Annotated in this window: 21 protein-coding genes and 1 tRNA gene; 15 read left to right on the forward strand and 7 right to left on the reverse strand. The window is 29.7% G+C overall.

Features of this window, described 5'->3' with window-relative positions; translation table 11 throughout:
- The first annotated feature begins 69 nt into the window (after positions 1-69).
- The 8 genes from ACYPV9_RS02415 to ACYPV9_RS02450 all read left to right on the forward strand — a co-directional run bounded on the left by ACYPV9_RS02415 (position 70) and on the right by ACYPV9_RS02450 (position 6,222).
- The gene (locus ACYPV9_RS02415; protein ID WP_299062546.1) at positions 70-285 is read left to right on the forward strand and encodes a zinc ribbon domain-containing protein; all 216 of its coding nucleotides are present in this window, start codon (positions 70-72) and stop codon (positions 283-285) included.
- Between the two features lie 51 nt (positions 286-336).
- A complete protein-coding gene (locus ACYPV9_RS02420) occupies positions 337-768 on the forward strand; it encodes a DUF2452 domain-containing protein (RefSeq protein ID WP_299062543.1) in 432 nt (143 codons plus the stop codon).
- Between the two features lies 1 nt (position 769).
- Positions 770-1,126 carry a dihydroneopterin aldolase gene (gene folB / locus ACYPV9_RS02425; protein ID WP_340932118.1) on the forward strand — a complete coding sequence of 119 codons (357 nt, stop codon included), beginning with the start codon at positions 770-772 and terminating at the stop codon, positions 1,124-1,126.
- 85 nt (positions 1,127-1,211) lie between these two features.
- Positions 1,212-1,282: transfer RNA gene (locus ACYPV9_RS02430), tRNA-Cys, on the forward strand.
- Between the two features lie 170 nt (positions 1,283-1,452).
- The gene (locus ACYPV9_RS02435) at positions 1,453-1,626 is read left to right on the forward strand and encodes a hypothetical protein (RefSeq protein WP_299062537.1); all 174 of its coding nucleotides are present in this window, start codon (positions 1,453-1,455) and stop codon (positions 1,624-1,626) included.
- Between the two features lie 132 nt (positions 1,627-1,758).
- Positions 1,759-2,604: an MBL fold metallo-hydrolase gene (locus ACYPV9_RS02440; protein WP_299062534.1), complete on the forward strand. Its 846-nt coding sequence runs from the start codon at positions 1,759-1,761 to the stop codon at positions 2,602-2,604.
- Between the two features lie 10 nt (positions 2,605-2,614).
- A complete protein-coding gene (locus ACYPV9_RS02445) occupies positions 2,615-4,312 on the forward strand; it encodes a S8 family serine peptidase (protein ID WP_459741474.1) in 1,698 nt (565 codons plus the stop codon).
- Positions 4,313-4,380: 68 nt separating this feature from the next.
- Positions 4,381-6,222 (forward strand): M1 family metallopeptidase, encoded by a 1,842-nt coding sequence (locus tag ACYPV9_RS02450; RefSeq protein ID WP_459741475.1) that lies wholly within the window; start codon positions 4,381-4,383, stop codon positions 6,220-6,222.
- 61 nt (positions 6,223-6,283) lie between these two features.
- Here ACYPV9_RS02450 and ACYPV9_RS02455 read toward each other — a convergent pair whose 3' ends face one another.
- The 3 genes from ACYPV9_RS02455 to ACYPV9_RS02465 are packed head-to-tail and all read right to left on the reverse strand — an operon-like array spanning position 6,284 to position 9,017.
- Positions 6,284-6,949 (reverse strand): LysE family translocator, encoded by a 666-nt coding sequence (locus ACYPV9_RS02455; protein WP_077810398.1) that lies wholly within the window; start codon positions 6,947-6,949, stop codon positions 6,284-6,286.
- Positions 6,950-6,969: 20 nt separating this feature from the next.
- A complete protein-coding gene (locus ACYPV9_RS02460) occupies positions 6,970-8,016 on the reverse strand; it encodes a 2Fe-2S iron-sulfur cluster-binding protein (protein ID WP_459741476.1) in 1,047 nt (348 codons plus the stop codon).
- 11 nt (positions 8,017-8,027) lie between these two features.
- Positions 8,028-9,017, reverse strand: coding sequence for an aspartate-semialdehyde dehydrogenase (locus ACYPV9_RS02465; protein ID WP_459741477.1), 990 nt, complete (start codon positions 9,015-9,017; stop codon positions 8,028-8,030).
- Between the two features lie 337 nt (positions 9,018-9,354).
- On the opposite strand from ACYPV9_RS02465, the gene trhO reads away from it, so the two are divergent.
- Complete coding sequence (trhO, locus tag ACYPV9_RS02470; protein ID WP_299062516.1) at positions 9,355-10,386, forward strand: oxygen-dependent tRNA uridine(34) hydroxylase TrhO; 1,032 nt, start codon at positions 9,355-9,357, stop codon at positions 10,384-10,386.
- Positions 10,387-10,446: 60 nt separating this feature from the next.
- On the opposite strand, the gene ACYPV9_RS02475 is transcribed toward trhO, so the two are convergent.
- The 4 genes from ACYPV9_RS02475 to ACYPV9_RS02490 form a co-directional block, all read right to left on the reverse strand.
- Positions 10,447-13,113, reverse strand: coding sequence for a carboxypeptidase-like regulatory domain-containing protein (locus tag ACYPV9_RS02475; RefSeq protein WP_459741478.1), 2,667 nt, complete (start codon positions 13,111-13,113; stop codon positions 10,447-10,449).
- Entirely contained in the window at positions 13,086-13,889 is an 804-nt protein-coding gene (locus tag ACYPV9_RS02480; protein WP_459741479.1) for a GLPGLI family protein, read from the reverse strand. The genes ACYPV9_RS02475 and ACYPV9_RS02480 overlap by 28 nt, the downstream gene beginning before the upstream one ends.
- A 92-nt stretch (positions 13,890-13,981) precedes the next feature.
- Positions 13,982-14,782 carry a GLPGLI family protein gene (locus ACYPV9_RS02485; RefSeq protein ID WP_459741480.1) on the reverse strand — a complete coding sequence of 267 codons (801 nt, stop codon included), beginning with the start codon at positions 14,780-14,782 and terminating at the stop codon, positions 13,982-13,984.
- Between the two features lie 56 nt (positions 14,783-14,838).
- On the reverse strand, positions 14,839-15,117 hold the full coding sequence (locus ACYPV9_RS02490) for a hypothetical protein (RefSeq protein WP_459741481.1): 279 nt from the start codon (positions 15,115-15,117) through the stop codon (positions 14,839-14,841).
- A gap of 663 nt (positions 15,118-15,780) precedes the next feature.
- Between ACYPV9_RS02490 and ACYPV9_RS02495 the strand changes: the two genes are divergently transcribed.
- From ACYPV9_RS02495 to ACYPV9_RS02520, 6 genes are read left to right on the forward strand one after another with little or no spacing between them, the layout of a single operon-like run.
- Positions 15,781-17,253 carry a PSP1 domain-containing protein gene (locus ACYPV9_RS02495; RefSeq protein WP_459741482.1) on the forward strand — a complete coding sequence of 491 codons (1,473 nt, stop codon included), beginning with the start codon at positions 15,781-15,783 and terminating at the stop codon, positions 17,251-17,253.
- On the forward strand, positions 17,231-17,731 hold the full coding sequence (locus ACYPV9_RS02500) for a gliding motility lipoprotein GldH (RefSeq protein ID WP_459741483.1): 501 nt from the start codon (positions 17,231-17,233) through the stop codon (positions 17,729-17,731). The genes ACYPV9_RS02495 and ACYPV9_RS02500 overlap by 23 nt, the downstream gene beginning before the upstream one ends.
- Positions 17,731-20,022, forward strand: coding sequence for a penicillin-binding protein 1A (locus tag ACYPV9_RS02505; RefSeq protein WP_459741484.1), 2,292 nt, complete (start codon positions 17,731-17,733; stop codon positions 20,020-20,022). The genes ACYPV9_RS02500 and ACYPV9_RS02505 overlap by 1 nt, the downstream gene beginning before the upstream one ends.
- Positions 20,023-20,070: 48 nt before the next feature.
- Positions 20,071-20,772 (forward strand): CoA transferase subunit A, encoded by a 702-nt coding sequence (locus ACYPV9_RS02510; protein WP_459741485.1) that lies wholly within the window; start codon positions 20,071-20,073, stop codon positions 20,770-20,772.
- 2 nt (positions 20,773-20,774) lie between these two features.
- Positions 20,775-21,428, forward strand: coding sequence for a CoA transferase subunit B (locus tag ACYPV9_RS02515; protein ID WP_299062492.1), 654 nt, complete (start codon positions 20,775-20,777; stop codon positions 21,426-21,428).
- Positions 21,429-21,459: 31 nt separating this feature from the next.
- A complete protein-coding gene (locus tag ACYPV9_RS02520; RefSeq protein WP_459741486.1) occupies positions 21,460-21,690 on the forward strand; it encodes a hypothetical protein in 231 nt (76 codons plus the stop codon).
- Positions 21,691-21,692 lie beyond the last annotated feature (2 nt).

The following is a 21,692-nucleotide window of genomic DNA, read 5'->3' on the forward strand; positions in this document are numbered from 1 at the left end:
CTTCATTGGTATTAAGAGTTTTGTAACAAAATTGTAAAAATTACATCTAATAAATAAACACAATTTACTATGAGCAATCAAATAAGAAATTACACATGCCCTAAATGCAATTGCAAAACCTATAAATTAGGACAAATGAGAGCAACCGGAGGTACACTTTCTAAAATCTTCGATATTCAAAATCAGAAATTTACAAGTGTTACTTGCGAGCGTTGTACTTACACAGAATTTTACAAAACAAAAACAAGTGCTATTAGCAATGTTTTTGACTTTTTTACAAGTTAATTTTTCTTTAAAAGCTATAAAATTGCTTCTTTTTTATCGTAATTTTGTAATATGAAGAAAGACGGAGAAAAAAAGCCCGATTTAGTTGTATTTAATGAGGAAACTCAAAAATATGATGCTGCTTTAAAACCTTATGGTACATCTTCAAGTTCACCAGTAATTAAGCCAACCAATACTGCAACTTGGACTGCTGACGGCGTAAGACGTACAAATAAAATTTTAAAAGGTAAATTTGAAGAAGTAAGAAGAGAGTACGAGTTGTTGATGGAGAAATTTCATTATAATGACATGCTTTACAATGCAAAATTTGGTTTCGAACCAATTATTGGTGAAACATATCATCTTTATTTAAATAAGAAAGAAGAATTATTTTTATCGATAATAGAACCAAGTGAATGGAGTTTAGAGTACAAAGGTTCTTTTCGATTAAATTCTGATAAAATGTGGGAAAAAGTATCAACAGAAACAAAGCCAGAAGCTTAAAATGGGAATAATACAAGTAAATAATATTAAGCTTTACGCTTATCATGGTTGTTTAGATGAAGAAGCAAAAATTGGAAGTGAATATAGAGTAGATGTAGAGGTAAAGGCTAGTTTAAGGAAATCTGCAAAAACTGATGAGTTAGCAGATACTGTAGATTATGTACACCTAAATCATATTGTAAAAGAAGAAATGGCAATTAGATCTAAATTGTTAGAAGAAGTTGCACAAAGAATTTTAGATAGATTTTTTAGAGAAATTAGAATGATTAGAAGAGCTAAGGTTTCTGTGGCTAAAATTAATCCACCAATAGGCGGAAATGTAGAAGAAGTAGCTATTATTTTAACAAAAAAGAGATAAGATAAAAAAATACTTGCAATACTTGTAAATTTGCGTAAATTTGCAATCCTTAAAACGATATACATTTTTATTGTTTTAATAAAAAGGTGTCTTGGCCGAGTGGCTAGGCAATGGTTTGCAAAACCATGTACAGCGGTTCGAATCCGCTAGACACCTCAAAAAAGCCTTAATCTTTTGATTAAGGCTTTTTTATTTTTAATAATAATCATAAAAAGTATTTCTTTAATTGCAACTTATCGAAAGATAATGGGCGCTTATCGAAAAATCAAAAATTTGCGTGACTTGCAAACGTACATTTGTATAACCAAACCAAAATACTACAAATTATGTTTTTACAAATCTTACCACCAGACGCTTACGCAACTACAGCAACAGAAACTGTAGTAGATAATCAATTATTATTTGTTGTTTTAGGATTAGCTGTAGGAGTTTTTGCAATTATTAAAGTTGCTAAAATTTTAAGTAAAATTAAAATTGTAAAACCAAGTTTTACTTCGTAAGAATTAGATTTTTATTAACAGAAAATCATACTTTTTTCTTCATATTTGTAGGCTGCAAATTATATTTTTTGTAGTTTACTATTTATAAAATCATTAAATATTAGTTTTTAATGATTTTTTTAATTTTATAAGATGAAGATATATCCTATAGAAACAGGAAATTTTAAACTAGATGGTGGTGCAATGTTTGGTGTTGTACCTAAAAGTATTTGGCAAAGAACAAATCCTGCAGATTCTAATAACTTAATAGATATGAGTATGCGTTGTATGCTTATAGAAGATGAAGATAGACTTATATTAATAGATACAGGTTTAGGCGCAAAACAATCAGATAAATTTTTTGGTTATTACTATTTGTTTGGAGATTTTTCTTTAGACAGTTCTTTGGCTAAACATGGTTTTCATAGAGATGATGTAACAGATGTTTTTCTAACACATTTACATTTTGATCATTGCGGAGGTGTAATTGAATGGAATTCTCAAAAAACGCTATTACAACCCGCTTTTAAGAATGCAAAATTTTGGTCAAATGATAATCATTGGCAATGGGCAACAGAACCAAACGCCAGGGAAAAAGCATCTTTTCTAAAAGAAAATATAAATCCGATTAAAGAAAGTGGCCAACTTAATTTTATCCATAGAAATGCAATCGACCAAATAGGCTTTAATGTTTTGTTTATGGATGGTCATACAGAAAAACAAATGTTACCAAAAATAACATATCAAGGCAAAACAATTGTTTTTATGGCAGATTTATTACCAACAATTGGGCATATTCCTTTGCCATATGTAATGGGTTATGATACAAGGCCTTTATTAACAATAAAAGAAAAAGCGGCTTTTTTAAACGAAGCTGCAGACAATAATTATTACCTTTTTTTAGAACACGATGCATATAACGAGCTTTGTACGGTTAAGCACACAGAAAAAGGAGTAAGATTAAAAAATACACATAAATTTACAGATATATTTAATTAAGAGAAGAGAGATGAGAGTATTAAAGCCAATTATTTATACAGCAGTTGCTAGTGTTGTTTTTGCAAGTTGTAAAACATCAATAAATACAATTCCGGTACCAAATGGTGCAGAAAATGTAATAAATATTCCTGCTAAAAAAGGAACGTTATCAGAAGAACAAGTACAAGTTTGGAGTCATATGGATTTGCAAACAGACTCGATTCCTGGAATGAGTATTGCAAAGGCGTATCAATTTTTAGAAGGTAAAAAAGGAGTGCCAGTAATTGTTGCTGTTGCAGATTCTGGTATAGATGTAGAGCACGAAGATTTAAAAGATGTTGCTTGGGTTAACCCTAAAGAAGTTGCAAACAATAATAAAGATGATGACAATAACGGTTATGTAGATGATGTACATGGATGGAATTTTCTTGGAAATAAAGAAGGTAAAATTGTAAATGCAGATCAACTAGAACTAACTAGAATTGTAAAAAAAGGAATGGACAAATTTGGCGATAAAAAAGCATCAGAAATAGCTGATGCAGATAAAGCTGAATTTCAAGAATTTTTAAAGTTAAAAGAGAAATATTCAAAATCGGTAGCTGCACATAAACAAGAATTATTTAATCTTGAACAAACAGAGACTAGAATTACACAAATAGAGCAAAACTTTAATGATGTAAAAGAATTTTTGGGCAAAGAGAATTTTACCATAGAAGATTTAAAAAGTGCAAAACCAGAAAGCGCACAATTAGCTGCAAAAATTGCCGATGTTTCTAATATGTTAACTAGAGGTATGAGCGAAAAAGGTTTGTTAGATTATAAAAAGCAATTATTAGATTATAAGAAAGGTAAAGACGCTTCTAAAAGTTACGATTTAGATTTTAATGCTAGACAAACTTTAGGTGATGATTTATATGATATAAATGATAAATTTTACGGAAACAATAATGTAATTGGTTCTAAAGATTTAGAAAGTCATGGTACACACGTTGCTGGTATTGTTGCTGCTTCTAGAAACAATAACAAAGGTGTAAATGGTGTTGCTAATAATGTTAAAATTATGGCAGTAAGAGTTGTGCCAGATGGCGATGAGCACGATAAAGATGTTGCTTTAGGAATTCGTTATGCAGTTGACAATGGTGCAAAAGTTATAAACACAAGTTTTGGTAAAGCATATTCACCAAATAAACAATGGGTTTATGATGCAATTAAGTATGCACAAACTAAAGATGTTTTAATTGTAAATGCTGCCGGTAACGATGGTAAAAATATCGATATTGAAAAAACATACCCAAATGATTCTAAAGATTTAGTAAATGAAATTTCAGACAATGTTTTAACAATAGGAGCAATGAGTTTGCATTATGATGAAAACTTACCAGCTACTTTTTCTAATTATGGTAAAATGAATGTTGATGTTTTTGCACCAGGTGTAGATATTTATGCAACATTTCCTAAAAATGAATACGAAGCAATTAGTGGTACATCTATGGCAGCACCTTCTGCAGCGGGCGTTGCAGCTTTAGTGCGTTCATATTATCCGCAGTTATCTGCAAGTCAAGTAAAGCATATTTTAATGAATTCTGGGTTAAAAGTTAATTTTGATGTTATTAAACCAGGCACTAAAGACGAAAAAGTTCCATTCTCAGATTTATCAGTTTCTGGTAGAGTAGTTAATGCTTATAATGCGTTAATTATGGCAGATAGAATTGTAAACGGAAAAAAATAATGATTACAAAACAGCAATCTTTTGATTGCTGTTTTTTACTTTTATATTCAAATTTAATTAACTATAACATGAAAAAAAACCTACTTTTATTTTTTACTATTGCTGTAATTGCTTCTTGTACCCAAACAAAAGAAGCAACATATCAGCAAAAAAAAGACACTAAGTTTACAACTTATTGGCAACAGCATATCGATTATACCATGGATATTGATGTAGATACAGAAAAGTATCAATATAAAGGAACACAAAAAGCTGTGTACACAAACAATTCGCCAGATCAATTAGATAAAGTTTATTATCATTTATATTTTAATGCTTTTCAACCAGGTTCTCAAATGGATGTTAGGTCTTTAAATATTAAAGACCCAGACAGAAGAGTTAGAGATAGAATTAGCAAATTAAATGCTGATGAAATTGGGTATATTAAAGTAAACTCTTTAAAGCAAAACGGTACTGCTGTAACTTACGAAACTGTAGGTACTATTTTAGAAGTAACTTTAAATACACCAATTAAATCTGGTGAAACAGTTACTTTAGATATGGATTTTGATGCACAAGTTCCTGTTCAAATTAGAAGAACTGGTAGAAACAACAAAGAAGGTGTTGCACTTTCGATGTCTCAATGGTATCCTAAAATGGCAGAATATGATTTTGAAGGTTGGCATACACCACCTTATATTGCTAGAGAATTCCACGGAATTTGGGGTGATTTTGACGTGAAGATTTCTATTGATAAAGATTACGTTGTTGGTGGTACTGGTTATTTGCAAAATCCGCAAGAAATAGGACATGGTTACGAAGACAAAACAAAACCATTAAATGTGCCAAATACAGAAAAATTAACTTGGCATTTTAAAGCACCAAACGTACATGATTTTATGTGGGCAGCAGATCCTTATTATAATCATGATGTTTTAAAAATGGCAAACGGAATAGATTTACACTTTCTATATAAGAAAGATTTAGAAGCTAAATACTTAAGCAACTGGAAAGAATTACAACCAAAAACTGCTGAATTAATGGCTTATTTTAGTAAACATGTTGGTCAATATCCATACAAACAATACTCTGTTATACAAGGAGGTGATGGAGGTATGGAATATGCAATGTCTACTTTAATTACAGGAAAAAGAAGTTTTGGTAGTCTTTTTGGTGTTACTTCTCATGAAATGGCACACACTTGGTTTCAGTTTTTATTAGCTACTAATGAAAGTAAACACCCATGGATGGATGAAGGTTTTACGTCTTACATTTCTAATAAAGCGTCTTATGAAATCTTAAAAAGAGGCGACAAAAATCCGAATGCAGGACCTTACAGAGGTTACAACTATTTAGTAAAAAATAATATAGAAGAGCCATTAACTACGCATGCAGATAGATACAATACAAATGCAGCTTACAGTACAGGTAGTTATGGTAAAGGTAGCATGTTTTTATCGCAATTAGAATATGTAATTGGTGCAGATAATGTAGCAAAAGGATTAAAAAAATACTTTACAGATTTCAGTTTTAAACATCCAACACCAAATGATGTAAAACGTTCTATGGAAAAAGTATCTGGTATTCATTTAGATTGGTATTTAAATGAGTGGACACAAACAATACATACAATAGATTATGGTGTAAAATCTGTAAACAACAAAACAATTACTTTAGAAAGAATTGGTAAAATGCCAATGCCTATTGATTTAGAAGTAACTTATGTTGATGGTTCTGTAGAAAACTTTAATATACCGTTAAGAATAATGAGAGGTAATAAGCCAACAACAGCAACTGTTATTACAGATTGGGGTTGGGCAATGCCAACATATACTTTTAACGCATCTAAAGCAGTTAAATCTGTAACAATAGATAAAAGTAAATTAATGGCAGATGTTAATGCAGAAAATAACTTTTACGAAGTAAAATAATACTTCTACAAAAAAGAAAAAAGCCTCATCATAATTTAAGATGAGGCTTTTTTGTTGTTATTTAGTTGATAAAATCTTCAATTCTATCATTAGGTATAAAGCCTTTAAGCATTAAAAATACACCGCAAATTATCAATATAATTCCCATAATTTTTTTCACTCTAAAAATTACTTGTGGTGTCATTTTAGATTTTAATTGTTTCGCTAAAAAAATCTTACCTAAATCGGTTACAAAATAACCAATTAAAACTGTGCCAAAATACCAAAATATAGCATTTTGATCCATTTTTAAAGTGGGTCCAATTACAAGAACAGTACCCAACCAAAAAGCTAAAACCCCAACGTTTATAAAGTTTAGAAAGAATCCTTTAAAAAATAATTTTAAATAATTGTTTTTAATGGGAACATCTACAATTTTAGCAGATTCTAATGCTTCTTTTTTGTTCTCTTTCTCTAAATAGGTAATTAACCCATAAATTATAAGTACCAAACCACCAAGAAAGAACAACCGCGGATCGTCTTTAATTTTTTCTAATAAAGATCTACTACCATAATAAGCAATTAAAATAAAAGATAAATCGCCTAAAATGACACCTAAATCAAAAACAATTGCAGCTCTAGCTCCTTTTAAAATACTAGTTTGTATTAACATAAAAAAAACAGGTCCTATCATGAAAGCCATGAAAAAACCTATTAAAAAAGCATTTTTAAAGTCGTAAATATCCATATTGGCAAAAATACGGAAATTTAAACATCATCAAAGTCAATTGTAATTTTTGGTGTTGTTGGATATGCTTGACAAGCTAAAACCAAACCTTCTTCAATTTCACTATCTGTAAGTATCGAGTTTTTAACCATTACGGCTTTACCTTCTGTAACTTTACACATGCAAGAACTACAAACACCACCCTGACAAGAGTAAGGTGCGTCTAAATTATTACGTAAACTTGCCGCTAAAAGATCATCTGTTTGTTGCATAGAAAAAGTAGTTTCTTCATCATCTAAAAGAACTTTAACTTCTGTAACACCTTCTTTAACTTCTGCAGCAGCTTCTTTATCAATAGAAGTTGTAAATAATTCGAAATGAATATTTTCTTTACTAATTTTATTTGCAGCTAAAGTTTTAGAAACTTCTTCTATCATTTGTTCTGGTCCGCATAAAAAAGCAGCATCAAACGTAGTTTCTTTGTACATGTTTTTAACAAAATACTTAGTTACGTTTTCGTCAATTCTACCACGCAAACCATTTTTAACGTTTTCTCTACTATAAATAAAATGCAGCTTTAAACGTTCTGAATACGTATCTTTTAGAGCATTTAATTCGTCAAAAAAGATAGTGTCTGCTATAGATTTATTACCATAAATTAAAGTGAAATTAGAAGTGTTTTCTTCTTCTAAAACCGATTTTACCATCGATAAAATTGGCGTAATACCAGAACCTGCAGCAAAACCAATGTAGTTTTTATTTGCTTCTGTGTTTAAAAGAAAACGACCTTCTGGTTCAGAAACTTCAATTTCATCACCAGCTTTTAATTCAGAAGTTGCAAATTTAGAAAAAACACCATTTTCTACTGCTTTAATTGCAACTCTAATTTCTCCGCTTTTAGGTGTAGAGCAAATAGAATATGCTCTTCTAACTTCTTCGCCATTTATTACTTTTTGTAACGTAATATATTGCCCTGCAACAAAATTAAAATTGTCTTTTAAATGTTGAGGTATCTCTAATAAAACAGAAACCGCATTAGCGGTTTCTTGTTTTACTTCTTGTATGTTTACTTTGTAAAATGTTGCCATTTAAATATGTTTTATACCAAATTATTTGCAATTAAATATTCGGCAATTTGAACTGTGTTGGTAGCAGCACCTTTTCTAAGGTTATCTGCAACAATCCACAAATTTAAGGTATTTTCTTGAGATTCGTCTCTTCTTATTCTACCAACAAAAACTTCATCTTTATTATGTGCATTAATTGGCATCGGATATACGTTGTTAGCCAAATCATCTTCTACAATAACACCAGGAGTTTCGCTTAAAATTGTTCTAACTTCTGTTAAATCGAAATCATTTTCAAACTGAACGTTTACAGCTTCAGAATGCCCACCAGCAGTAGGAATACGAACTGCAGTTGCAGTTACAGAAAAAGAATCATCACGTAAAATTTTCTTTGGCTCTTTAACCAATTTCATTTCTTCTTTAGTGTAACCGTTGTCTAAGAAAATATCGCAATGTGGTAAAGCATTTCTACCAATTTTATGCGGATACGCCATTTCTCCGTCTACACCAGCCTCTTCATTATCTAGTTGTTGCACTGCTTTTACACCAGTACCAGAAACCGATTGATACGTAGAAATTACCACACGTTTCATAGTGTATTTAGTGTGTAAAGGCGCCAAAGCCATTACCAATTGTATTGTAGAACAGTTTGGGTTTGCAATAATTTTGTCATCCGCAGTTAAAACATCACCATTAATTTCTGGAACTACTAATTTTTTTGTCGGATCCATTCTCCATGCAGAAGAATTGTCAATTACCGTTGTACCAACTTCTGCAAATTTTGGTGCCCATTCTAAAGAAGTATCTCCACCAGCAGAAAATAAAGCCACATCTGGTTTTAAACTCACAGCATCTGCTAAGGTTATAATGGTATATTCTTTTCCTTTATAAGATAATTTTTTACCAGCAGATCTTTCAGATGCTACAGGTATTAACTCAGTTATTGGTAAATTACGTTCTTCTAAAACTTGTAACATTACAGTTCCAACCATTCCAGTTGCTCCAACTACAGCTATTTTCATCGGTATTTCTATTTAATAATTTTTATGATACTACAAAGATGCTAACAAATTAGTAACCAGCCATTCTTTTAAGAAATATTTACCAATATAATTCCTGTTGTTTAAAATTAAACAAATTGATATAAAATTATATTTGTAAGTTTATTTAGAAGCTATTTCCTGCTTTCGCTACTCGCTTTTTTTGCAGAAAAAGCAAAAAAGAGCTCAAACATACCGCTCTATCAGGGCTAAACTATTTGCTAACATTTGGTTTTTTCTTTAGTGAACTCTATACTTTGAAATGACTGTTTAAAAAACTAACTTTGCAAAAAATATAGTTTAACCTAAAAAGTATAGCATGCAACTGTACAATAAGTTAAGCGCAAAAGAACGCGCTGCATTAATAGATGAGGCTGGTAAAGACCGTCTTACAATATCATTCTATCAATACTTTAAGATAGAGAATCCACAATTATTTAGAGACAAATTATTCTTAGAATGGAACGCATTAGATGTTCTGGGTAGAATATATGTTTCTTACGAAGGTATTAATGCGCAACTTTCTGTACCGTCTGAAAATTTATACGCTTTAAAAGACCAATTAGATAGCATATCTTTCCTAAAAGACATCCGTTTAAATATTGCCATTGAGCAAGACAATAAATCGTTTTTAAAGTTAAAAGTAAAAGTTAGAAACAAAATTGTTGCCGATGGTTTAAATGACGAAACTTTTGATGTAACTAACAAAGGAGTACACTTAAACGCGAAGGAGTTTAATGAAATGTTGGCAAATCCAGATACGGTTTGTGTAGACATGCGTAACCATTACGAAAGTGAAATTGGTCATTTTGATGGTGCTGTAACGCCAGATGTAGATACTTTTAGAGATTCTTTAGATATTATAGAAGAAGATTTAAAAGACAATAAAGAAGATAAAAACTTATTGATGTATTGTACTGGTGGAATTCGTTGCGAAAAAGCATCTGCGTATTACAAACACAAAGGTTTTAAAAACGTATTTCAACTAGAAGGTGGTATTATCGAATACACCCGTCAGGTAAAAGAAGAAGGAATCGAAAATAAATTTATTGGTAAAAACTTTGTATTCGATCATAGAAGAGCAGAACGTATTACAGACGATGTAATTTCTAATTGTCACCAATGTGGTAAAGCTTGCGACGAGCATACAAATTGTGCAAACGAAGCATGTCATTTATTGTTTATACAATGTGATGAATGCTCAGAAAAGATGGAAAACACCTGTTCTACAGATTGCCAAGAAATTATTCAGTTATCTTACGAAGAACAAAAAGAACTTCGAAAAGGGAAGGGAAATAGTAATAAAATCTTTAAAAAAGGAAGAAGTGAAGTGTTAAAGTTTAAGAAGTAATTCAATTCTAAAAGATATTTAAAAGCTCTCAATTTTTGAGAGCTTTTTTTTGTTCAATAATTAAAAACGATATTCCATTTTTAATAAAACAGATCTTGGTAACAAACGATATTCTGTTGTTGAAGATCCAAAATCACTTATAGAAAAATTTCTAAATTTTTTGGTGTTAAATAAGTTTTTACCCGAGATACTAAGTGTTAGTTTGTCTTTTAAAATTTCATATCTGCTTTCTGCATCTAAAAAATAATAGGTATTATCATTTTCTAAATTTCCAAAAAAGTAGCGTTCAGATTGGACTTCAATATCAAATTTATCACTGAAAACAAAAGATAAATCTAAAAAACTAGTGTTATCTGTAAATGAATTTTCTATAGTAGTTTTTATAGTGTTTGTATTCCATTTAGAACCAAAATGATAATTAAATATGCCAGAAAAACCAGAGCGCATTTCAAAACCATAATTATAGGTTTTAGATTTTATTTCTCTTAAATTAGAGTTGTTAATAATGTTTTTAAAGTTGTTTTCAGAATAACCAAGCTCTAATTTTAAGTTAGAAGAAATAAAGTTAAAGTAATAATCTAAATTGGTATTTATACTTAAAAAAGAGTTGTCTTTTATTAGTATTTTTTCTGTTTGTGCATAATTTTGAGTGATAATAGAATTTGTAGAAAAGAAATCATGATTTTTATTATAGATAAGAAAAGTATTCGCAAAAAAGCGTTCGCTCCAATTACCTAATTGGTAATTAAAGATAAAATTAGAAGCATTTAATTGATTAAAGTTACCTGTACCTTTTGTAAAAGACCTAAAACCGGTCAATACAAAATTATCATGCACCTCTAATATAGATGCGTTTCTATAATTGTAACCATAAGAAGCCATTAATTTATTTTTCTCATTAATTTTCCAGTCGAAACCAATACTTGGGTTTATATAAAAAGGAGTGTCTTCTTTTATAATGGTTTCATTGGTAAAGCGATTGTATAGTTGGTGAAAATCTAATTTACCAACTAAAGCAAAATCTTTAATTTTGTACCTGTATTTTGTTTTTAAATAACTATTATTTACCAAGTATGAAGTATTGTTTTGGTAATCAGTTGGTTTATCTAAAACAGTTTTTTCTTCTAATAAAGAAAAAACGGTCTTTAAATTATCTTTTCTAAACTCGTTACCTAATTTTAGTTCTATTAAATTGTCATTCTCTTTTCTATCCAATAAATGCACGTTTATGCCTGCATATGTCATTTTATTAGTACTTAATTGTTGCACATTGTCTGCATTTGTTGCATTTGGAAAAAGGTCTTGATACAAAAACTGATTCAGCCTATAATTCTGTGGCGTTTCTTCTTTTATAAAACGTCCACTTAGTAATAACACTTTCTTGTCTTTAAACTTATTGGTGTAATTTATTTTTTGGTCTAAAAGTGTGTTGTTGCTTTCTAAGTTTTCGATGGTAGATTTCCCATTAAAAATTAAATTAGAATTGGCGTTATAATTGCCACTATTGTATTTGGTAACACTTTCTAACATTTTGGTTTTAGAAATATTATACGTAAAATCTAATTTACCAAAACCAATTATTTTTTTGTTTCTAAGCGTAAAATTTTCTGTATTTGTAAAATTAGTATTGTTTGCATTAAAAATGTCTGTACTATTTCTAAAAAAATCGGTTTCATCCCAATTAAAAAAACCTAAGGTTTTAATTTTTACTTTTTTGTTAGGGTTGAAAATAGCGTTTAAAGAAAGTAATTCTGCATTGTTAAAATTGGTTCTACCTTTTTTAAAATTTAAACTTCCTTTAGATAAATTTAGCAAATTACCAACTTGCATATCATTGCCAATAGAACCAGCTTCATTTGCTGTAAAAGGTCTAATTAAACTTTGTATGTCGCCAGTAGCATTATAACCAATATTGTTTAGATTGGTTAAAAAATAGTATTTATTTTTTTTGCCAAAATTCATTAAATTTCCTTTCAATTCATAGAAGTTATTATTACCCAAACCAATTGTGGTGTTTCCAAACCAAATACGTTTTGCATTTTCATTCATTTTTAAATTTAGGGCAACTTTGTTACTTTCTTCTACACCTTTTAATAACCTGTTGTTAGAGTATTTTTTTAAAACCTCTACTTCTTCTATTGGATACGCAGGCATGTTTTTAGAAAGAATTTTGTAACCCTTTTCAAATAGATCATCGCCATCAATCATCAATTTTTCTATTTCTTGATTGCCCACTTTTATAGTTCCTTGGCTATCTATATTTAAACCTGGTATTTTTTTTAATAAATCCTCAACGGTTTGTTCTGTACCGTTTACAAAAAACTTTGTTTTAAAAGTAATGGAGTCCTTTTTTTGTTTAATCGCTTTTTCTGCTTCAATAATAATTTCATTAAGCTCAAAAGGTTTTTCTTCTAAAATAGCATCTAGTTTTATGTTTTTTTGATTGGTAATTACAAAAGAAATAGTTTTAGTTTTATAGCCTAAGGATGAAAAAGTGATGTTAAATTTTCCTTTTTTTATTGTAGAAAATTGATAAATGCCTTTTTCTGAGGCATACGTGTAATCTACAATATTATTTATGCTGTCTTTTAAAATTACACTTGCAGAAAATAGGTTTTTTTTTGCGTCTTTAACAATGCCAGAAATTTTGGCTTGAGAAAAACAGAGGTTTTGAAAAAATAAAAGTATTACTAGAAATTTTAATTCTTTGTTGTTTCTTTTTCCCATTCGAAAATTAGTTCTTTTCCTTGTCTATTTGGATTTTTCTTAACCTTTAAGTTTACTCCTCTAGGTAGTTTACTTGTTATCTTGTTTTCTAAACTTTTTGCGCTTATTGGGTTTACATATTTTTTATCAACAAAATCTTTTAAATTTATTTCTTTATCGTAATTTAAGTTTTTTATTTTTTGTTCGAATTCCTTATTTTCTTGTGTAATTTTTTTTACAATCCATTTATAAGTAAAAGTATCATCGTAAGCTTCGAGTATAAGACCTGGTGCTCCAAATAATTTCCATGGTCCAAAACCAATAGGAATCTTTTCAGCATACCAAATTATATAGTTTCTACCCCGAAATGAAGATGTTGCCTTGAAGCAATTGAATTTTCCTATTAATTTAGTTTCAGTATAGTTTGTATTCCATTTTATTTTTGGTAAACCTTCAATTACATTGTAGATAATTTTATCAAATATTATCGTTTCTATTGATGATATTTTTTTTTCAACAAGGTTAGTTTTAATTCTTCTAAGAGTTCCTTTGGTATTATAATTTACAGTTTTAGTGGTTTCAGAAGGTTCTTTTTGTTCACTACTTTTTAATAATTTATATTCAGGAAATTCGATATATTCAGCTTTTATATTTCCTTCAGTTTTTAAAATGGATTTTTTTATTCTTGGGCTAGACGTGTTGTATATTACTTCATATTCAACATATAAATTATTGTTTTGGGAAATTAATGGTATGCTGCAAAATAAAATAGAAATGATTAAAATAGTATTATTCATGGAAATTTTCGATTTTTTATTGTTTTAACAATTCCAGATTTTTTTTGCGAAAAGCATCGATTTTGAAAAAAATAAAAGTATAATTAGAAATTTTAGTTTTGTGTTGTTTCTTCCTCCCATTCATAAATTTTTTCTATGCCACTTCGTTCACTTTTTTCCAAAATTAACCGACTTCCTCTTGGCATATTAGATAAAGACTTTTTATTGAAATTATCCATTTTTTTATCAAATTGTTCTACAATACTTCTATAGGTTACTAAATTTTCTTTATAATTTTCTTCGTTAAAAACTAAATTAACTTTTTCATTAAAAGGGTAAATAAAATTTTTTAGTTTCCAAGAATATTTAGAACCTTTTGTATCTGTGTTATAAATTTCTAAAATAAGACCAGGTAAACCCTTAAATTTAAAAGGACCAGCATCTATTGGGATTTCTGATGTGTAATAAGCTGTTATATTAGATCCTCTAAAAATTGTTGTTGCTTTGTAACAGGTTACATTGTTAATTTGTTTTGTTTCCTTTTTATTAATTTTCCAAGTATACTCTGGTAAACTATCTACAGCAATTATTTTTTTTCCATTAGGGAAAATACTTGAAAAGTAAAGAATATTAGAGTTTTGCGTTGTAAAGTATTTTAGTTTATTAATTTTTATTTTATTCTGCTCTATTTTTATAGTATTTTCTTCATCTTTCTTGAAGTTGTTCTTTTTATTATCAAAGTTTATAAATTTTGTAGTGTAAAGTGAATTTTTACCATTAGATATTAAGTACTCTGTGCTTGGTATTCTATTCCGCATTACTCGATATTCCAAATAAATCTTATTAGATTTATTTTGGGCTAAAATATTTAAATTTGTAAAAAAGAGTATTAAAATAATAAATTTACATTTCATCCTTATAAATATTAAATCAAAGACTTGATAAAATCAAGTCTTTGATGTATAAATTATTAATTAAGTTCTTCACTTAATAACATTGCTTGAATTGATCTAGATGCTCTTGCGTAATAATTGCATTCAGCCTCAGAATCAGCCTCCACTGATCTGGTATAAGTATATGTTCTTTGTTCTCCAGTAATTGAGTTAGTTGCAATTAGTTGATAACTAAATCGACAAACACCAAAATCATCATTTTCTTTAACTTCTTCTTTTCCTTTTAAGGCTTCGTTATTAGAAAAACTAAAGCCACTCATTAGCACAAAAGCTAACATAAATATTACTTTTTTCATTTTTAATTATTTTTAAATTTATTATATAAACGTGCAGAACGTAATAATTACGTTCAAAATATCATACAAGAATATCTTCTTGTTTAAGGTCTCAAATAAAAGTTTAAAAAGGAATGTGCGCAATTTTTAAAACATTCTTTTTCTTTTTTTTCTGCTAGCAATTTTTAGAAGGTAAAATGATCAGTTTTCTATCTAAAAACATTTCAATCTAAAAAAAAATAATTGAATTATATAAGAAAATCACATATTTAGTGTAAATATCCCTGAATTCAGGGATTAAAAATATAACAAATTGTTTGAAATTTAACTATTTAATATTTTATTAAACATTTTACCTGTGTTTTGAAACTTAAAAAAAATTTATTTTTAATCGAATTCTAATTAAATTAAAACAAATTCTAAAAGAAATAGAATATGTAAAAAATGTTAATTTATATTTGATGTACTAATTAAAAATAGCCATAATAAGTTTTAAAAACCTATTTTTTCATTCTTTAAGAATGCGTATATTTACGAATTAGACAAAATTAAGTGGTGTTTTTATACTTGCTTGATAATCAAAATTATGAACTTAAAGATTCTTGATTTTTATGTAATTTAAAGAGGTTTTTTGATGTAAAACGTTTAATTACTAAGAGTTAAAAATTATAAAATATAAATCACATGGCATGTGGAAGTTGCGGTACAACAGAAAATGGTGTACCAAAAGGATGTAAGAGTAATGGTAATTGTGGTAGTGGAACCTGCGGAAGTGGTAGTAATAAATTAGCTGTTTTCGATTGGCTTTCTAACATGACGTTACCAACCGGACAAGAACGTTTTAATATTTTTGAAGTCCGTTTTAAAAACGGAAGAAAACATTTTTATAAAAATGTAGATAACTTACCCATAACAATGGGAGATATTGTTGCTGTAGAAGGAAATCCTGGGCACGATATTGGTACCGTTTCTTTAGCCGGAGAATTGGTGAAAGTGCAAATGAAAAAGCGCAAAATTACCGCAGATCATGAAGATGTTAAAAAAATCTACAGAAAAGCAAGTCAACGAGATATCGATATTTGGCAGCAAGCAAGAGGTAAAGAAGAAGAAACCCAAAAAAGAGGAAGAGAAATCTTAGGGCGCTTAGGGTTACAAATGAAATTATCTGATGTAGAATATCAAGGAGATGGTAACAAAGCTACCTTTTATTATACAGCAGATGCAAGAGTAGATTTTAGACAATTAATTAGAGATTTGGCAAGTGCATTTTCTATTCGTGTAGAAATGAAACAAGTTGGTGCAAGACAAGAAGCAGCAAGACTTGGTGGTGTTGGTTCTTGTGGTAGAGAGTTGTGTTGTTCTACTTGGTTAACAGATTTTAGAAAAGTAACAACCTCTGCAGCTCGTTATCAACAATTATCTTTAAATCCGCTAAAATTAGCAGGACAATGTGGAAAATTAAAATGCTGTTTAAACTTTGAATTAGACACGTATTTAGATGCCTTAAAAGCGTTTCCGAAACAAGATGTAGTTTTAAAGACAGAAAAAGGAGATGCCGTTTTTGTAAAGATGGATATTTTTAAAGGACATCTTTGGTACACTTATAAAGAAGAACGTTTTAAGTGGTTTCGTTTAACTCTAGATCAAGTCTTAGAAATTATAGATTTAAATAAAAATAACGAAAAATCTGCTACGTTAGAAGAATATGAATCTGATGTAGAAATTCCTGTAAAAGTAGATTTTGAAGATGCTGTTGGGCAAGATAGTTTAACAAGATTTGATGCACCAAAAACAAGCAAAAGAAGAAGAAATAACAGAAACAAGAAGAAAAAACCTGTTTCGGTTGCGGCTAATGCTACACAGCAAAAACCAAATACTAGAAAGAAACCGCAAGTAAAACCTGCAGCAAAAAAAGGAAACAGGCAACCACAAAAAAACAAGCCACAAGTACAAGGGCAGCCAAAACAAAATAAACCAAAGCAGAAACCCAAACCAAGGCCAAAGCAAGTGGCCAAAAGTACAGATGCTACAAAACCTGTTGCAAAAGCAAATACAAACAAAGCCAAGGTAGAAGGTAAAAAACCAAATAAACCTAGAAGAAATAACAGAAATCGTAAAAACAATACGCCTAAGAATGGAAACGATTCAGAAAAATAAAATGTTACTTTATGTAGGTTTTTTCTTTTTGATGATTTCTTGTCAAGATGTAACTGAGTTTAATCAATACAAAACATTAGAAGATGCTTCTTGGAAATCGAATCAAGAATTAACATTTAATTTTGAAGTTAAAGATACGATTCAACCTAAAAATTTGTTTATCAATATTAGAAATAATAACGAATACGAATACAGTAATTTGTTTATGATAACAACTCTAAAGTTTCCGAATAATACAACAGTTATAGATACGTTGCAGTATGAAATGGCTGATGAAAAAGGGATGTTTTTAGGAAGTGGATTTTCGAGTATTAAAGAGAATAAATTATTTTATAAAGAAGAAAAAGTTTTTCCAACTTCTGGAAATTACGTTTTAAGTGTAAAACAAGCAATGCGAAAAAACGGAGAAATTAACGAGATTAAAAATTTAAAAGGAATTTTAGACGTTGGTTTAACTATTGAAAAAATTAATGAATAATGGCAAAAAAAGAAACTACAAGTTTTAAAAAATATTTAAAATGGTTCTGGGGAATTGTTTTAGGGGGTTTTACATTAATCTTATTGTTGTTTTTATATACAGCCTGGGATCCTTTTGATGCTTTGCCATCTTTTGAAGAGTTAGAAAATCCGCAGACAAATTTAGCTACAGAAGTTATTTCTATTGATGGTAAAACAATAGGAAAATATGCAACAGAGAACAGAACGCCAATTACTTACAAAGAATTGCCAACAAATTTAGTAAACGCTTTAGTGGCAACAGAAGACGAGCGTTTTTATGAACATTCTGGAATCGATTTTAGAGGTACAGCAAGAGCTGTTGTAAAATTAGGTGCAGGTGGTGGTGCTAGTACAATTACACAACAATTGGCTAAAAATTTATTTACTAAAAGAGCTTCTGGTAATAAGATAAAAAGAGTAATACAGAAAGCAAAAGAATGGATTGTTGCTATAAAATTAGAAAGACAATATACTAAGCAAGAAATAATTGCAATGTATTTAAATACACAAGATTTTATTTTTAGAGCAGTAGGCATTAGATCTGCTTCTAGAATTTATTTTGGTAAAGAAGCTAAAGATTTAGATTTACAAGAAGCAGCAATAATTGTTGCGATGTTAAAAAATCCAAGACAATACAATCCGCATAGAGAAATTTCTAAAAAGAAATCTTTAAATAGAAGAAATGTGGTTTTTGCACAGATGCATAAAAACGGATATATCACTGAAGCAGAAAAAGATTCACTGCAAAAATTACCTTTAAAAATTAATTTTACTCCAGAAAGTCATAGTGATGGTTACGCTACTTATTTTAGAGGACATTTACAAAAAGTGATGCGTAAATGGGTAAAAGAACACCCAAAACCTAACGGAGAAGAATACAATATTTTTGAGGATGGTTTAAAAATCTACGTAACCTTAGATTCTAGAATGCAACAGTATGCCGAAGAAGCAGTAAATGAGCATATGGCAAATTTGCAGAATTACTTTTTTAAAGAACAAAAAAATAATAAAACGGCTCCTTTTTTAGATATAGAAAAAAGCCAAGTTGCAGGAATTTTAAACAGAGCTAAGAAAAATTCTGAAAGGTATAAGCGATTAAAAATAGCAGGAAAATCTTCTAAATACATAGATGAAGTTTTTAAGAAAAAAACCGCAATGAAAGTGTTTTCTTATAAAGGAGATATCGATACAATAATGTCGCCAAACGATTCTATTAAATATTATAAATACTTTTTACGTTCTGGTTTGTTATCAATAGAACCACAAACGGGGCATATTAAAGCTTGGGTTGGTGGTGTAAATTACAAACACTTTAAGTTTGATGCTGTAGAACAACAAAAAAGACAAGTGGGTTCTACTTTTAAGCCATTTGTATATGCAACTGCAATTAATCAGTTAAAACTATCACCATGTGACCAGTTTCCTAATATTCCTTATACGATTCCACAAGGAAAATACGGAATTCCAGAAGCTTATACACCAGAGAATTCTAACTCTAAGTATGGCGGAATGTTAACGCTTAAAGAAGGTTTAGCAGGTTCTGTAAATACAATGTCTGCAAGATTAGTAGATATGGTTTCACCAGAAAATGTTGTTCGATTGGCAAAGTCTGCGGGTATCGAAACAGATATACCGGCAAATCCTTCTATTGCTTTAGGTGCTGTAGATTTATCATTATTAGAAATGGTTAGTGCTTATTCTACTTTTGCAAATAGAGGTTTGCGTGTTAGCCCTATGATTATTACAAGAATAGAAGATAAAAACGGAACAGTTTTAGAAGAATTTACCCCAAAAACACAAGAAGTTTTAAGTGAAGAATCTTCTTATGTTGTTTTAAATCTTTTAGAAGGTGTAACTCAATCTGGTTCTGGTGCAAGATTACGTTCTGGCTATACAGCTTATCCAAAAATTGTAACGGGTTTTCCATATAAATTTACAAACGCAATTGCAGGAAAAACAGGTACAACTCAAAATCAATCAGACGGTTGGTTTATGGGTGTTGTGCCAAATTTGGCAACTGGAGTTTGGACTGGTGGAGAGGATAGATCTACGCATTTTCCGGGTATTGGTTATGGGCAAGGTGCAACAATGTCTTTACCATCTTGGGCATTATTTATGCAAAAATGTTATGCAGATAAAAGTTTAAAAATAAGTAAAGCAGAATTTGATAAGCCAGAAAACTTATCAATAAACATTAATTGCGAAGAAAAAACAGACGAAAAGAATAAAGAAGACGAAGAAGTTGTACCAGAAGAAGATACAGATTTTTAATTTTATTCTTATTGTCACTCAAAATAATAATTTATAAAATTTAATTTTATGATTAATAAAAAAGTTAATAATGTACAAGAAGCTTTAAAAGGTGTTAAAGACAAAATGACCTTTATGTTAGGTGGTTTTGGTTTGTGCGGTATTCCAGAAAATGCAATTTCAGAATTGGTAAAATTAAACGTTAGAGATGTTACCTGTATTTCTAACAATGCTGGTGTAGATGATTTTGGTTTGGGTTTATTGCTTCAAAATAAACAAATAAAAAAAATGATTTCTTCTTATGTTGGCGAAAACGATGAGTTTGAAAGACAAATGTTGTCTGGCGAGTTAGAAGTAGAATTAACACCACAAGGTACTTTAGCAGAAAAATGTAGAGCCGCACAAGCAGGTTTTCCGGCATTCTTCACACCAGCAGGTTACGGTACAGAAGTAGCAGAAGGTAAAGAAACAAGAGAGTTTGATGGTAAAATGTATGTTTTAGAACCCGCTTTTAAAGCAGATTTTGCTTTTGTAAAAGCATGGAAAGGTGATGCTGCAGGAAATTTAGTTTTTAAAGGTACATCAAGAAACTTTAACCCAAATATGTGTGGTGCAGCTACAATTACTGTTGCAGAAGTAGAAGAGTTGGTAGAAGTTGGCGAGTTAGATCCTAACAATATTCACATTCCAGGAATTTTTGTACAAAGAATTTTTGAAGGAAAAGATTACGAAAAAAGAATTGAACAACGAACTGTAAGACAAAGAAGCTAATTATGTTAGATAAAAACGGAATTGCGAAAAGAATCGCACAAGAAGTTCAAGACGGATTTTACGTTAATTTAGGTATCGGTATTCCAACGTTAGTTGCAAATTATGTTAGAGAAGATATCGAAGTAGAATTCCAATCTGAAAATGGAGTTTTAGGTATGGGACCTTTTCCGTTTGAAGGAGACGAAGATGCAGATATTATAAATGCCGGTAAACAAACAATTACTACAATGCCAGGAGCAAGTTTTTTTGATTCTGCAACAAGTTTCTCTATGATTAGAGGTAAACATGTAGATTTAACCATTCTTGGTGCTATGGAGGTTGCTGAAAACGGTGATATTGCGAACTGGAAAATTCCAGGAAAAATGGTAAAAGGAATGGGTGGTGCAATGGATTTAGTAGCTTCTGCTGAAAACATTATTGTAGCAATGATGCATTCTAACAAACGTGGCGAGTCTAAAATTTTAAAACAATGTTCTTTACCATTAACAGGTGTTGGTTGCGTTACTAAAGTGGTAACTAATTTGGCCGTTTTAGAGGTAAAAGATAATGCATTTCATTTATTAGAAAGAGCGCCAGGTGTTTCTGTAGAAGAAATTAAAGCAGCAACAGAAGGTACTTTGGTTGTAAACGGAGAAATACCAGAAATGAATATTTAATTAGAACATTACCATTTTTTACCAGAAAAACATGACTTTATTTAAAAAATTATATTGGTTGATAAACCCATTATTAATGGTTGTTTTTATGCTGATTTTAGAAAAGATTTTTAAATTAGATAACATTGTTTTAAGTACTTCGATTGCTGTTTTTTTAGCGTTTTTATTGTCTCCTAAAATTGTAATTGTAGAAAAGCAACACGGGCCAGAAGAGCAAATTAAGTGGTTGTTTTTTAAAAAGGTAGTCAATAAAAAATTATAAAA

The sequence above is a fragment of the Polaribacter sp. OB-PA-B3 genome (assembly GCF_054589375.1).

What these genes read in the sequence shown, in the direction of transcription:
- trhO (WP_299062516.1), top strand. Translation starts at nt 9,355, where the DNA reads ATGCAACTGTACAATAAGTTAAGCGCAAAAGAACGCGCTGCATTAATA.
- folB (WP_340932118.1), top strand. Translation starts at nt 770, where the DNA reads ATGGGAATAATACAAGTAAATAATATTAAGCTTTACGCTTATCATGGT.
- ACYPV9_RS02445 (WP_459741474.1), top strand. Translation starts at nt 2,615, where the DNA reads ATGAGAGTATTAAAGCCAATTATTTATACAGCAGTTGCTAGTGTTGTT.
- ACYPV9_RS02420 (WP_299062543.1), top strand. Translation starts at nt 337, where the DNA reads ATGAAGAAAGACGGAGAAAAAAAGCCCGATTTAGTTGTATTTAATGAG.
- ACYPV9_RS02455 (WP_077810398.1), bottom strand. Translation starts at nt 6,949, where the DNA reads ATGGATATTTACGACTTTAAAAATGCTTTTTTAATAGGTTTTTTCATG.
- ACYPV9_RS02440 (WP_299062534.1), top strand. Translation starts at nt 1,759, where the DNA reads ATGAAGATATATCCTATAGAAACAGGAAATTTTAAACTAGATGGTGGT.
- ACYPV9_RS02505 (WP_459741484.1), top strand. Translation starts at nt 17,731, where the DNA reads ATGGCAAAAAAAGAAACTACAAGTTTTAAAAAATATTTAAAATGGTTC.
- ACYPV9_RS02465 (WP_459741477.1), bottom strand. Translation starts at nt 9,017, where the DNA reads ATGAAAATAGCTGTAGTTGGAGCAACTGGAATGGTTGGAACTGTAATG.
- ACYPV9_RS02435 (WP_299062537.1), top strand. Translation starts at nt 1,453, where the DNA reads ATGTTTTTACAAATCTTACCACCAGACGCTTACGCAACTACAGCAACA.
- ACYPV9_RS02510 (WP_459741485.1), top strand. Translation starts at nt 20,071, where the DNA reads ATGATTAATAAAAAAGTTAATAATGTACAAGAAGCTTTAAAAGGTGTT.
- ACYPV9_RS02460 (WP_459741476.1), bottom strand. Translation starts at nt 8,016, where the DNA reads ATGGCAACATTTTACAAAGTAAACATACAAGAAGTAAAACAAGAAACC.
- ACYPV9_RS02480 (WP_459741479.1), bottom strand. Translation starts at nt 13,889, where the DNA reads ATGAATAATACTATTTTAATCATTTCTATTTTATTTTGCAGCATACCA.
- ACYPV9_RS02475 (WP_459741478.1), bottom strand. Translation starts at nt 13,113, where the DNA reads ATGGGAAAAAGAAACAACAAAGAATTAAAATTTCTAGTAATACTTTTA.
- ACYPV9_RS02490 (WP_459741481.1), bottom strand. Translation starts at nt 15,117, where the DNA reads ATGAAAAAAGTAATATTTATGTTAGCTTTTGTGCTAATGAGTGGCTTT.
- ACYPV9_RS02450 (WP_459741475.1), top strand. Translation starts at nt 4,381, where the DNA reads ATGAAAAAAAACCTACTTTTATTTTTTACTATTGCTGTAATTGCTTCT.
- ACYPV9_RS02500 (WP_459741483.1), top strand. Translation starts at nt 17,231, where the DNA reads ATGGAAACGATTCAGAAAAATAAAATGTTACTTTATGTAGGTTTTTTC.
- ACYPV9_RS02515 (WP_299062492.1), top strand. Translation starts at nt 20,775, where the DNA reads ATGTTAGATAAAAACGGAATTGCGAAAAGAATCGCACAAGAAGTTCAA.
- ACYPV9_RS02485 (WP_459741480.1), bottom strand. Translation starts at nt 14,782, where the DNA reads ATGAAATGTAAATTTATTATTTTAATACTCTTTTTTACAAATTTAAAT.
- ACYPV9_RS02495 (WP_459741482.1), top strand. Translation starts at nt 15,781, where the DNA reads ATGGCATGTGGAAGTTGCGGTACAACAGAAAATGGTGTACCAAAAGGA.
- ACYPV9_RS02520 (WP_459741486.1), top strand. Translation starts at nt 21,460, where the DNA reads ATGACTTTATTTAAAAAATTATATTGGTTGATAAACCCATTATTAATG.
- ACYPV9_RS02415 (WP_299062546.1), top strand. Translation starts at nt 70, where the DNA reads ATGAGCAATCAAATAAGAAATTACACATGCCCTAAATGCAATTGCAAA.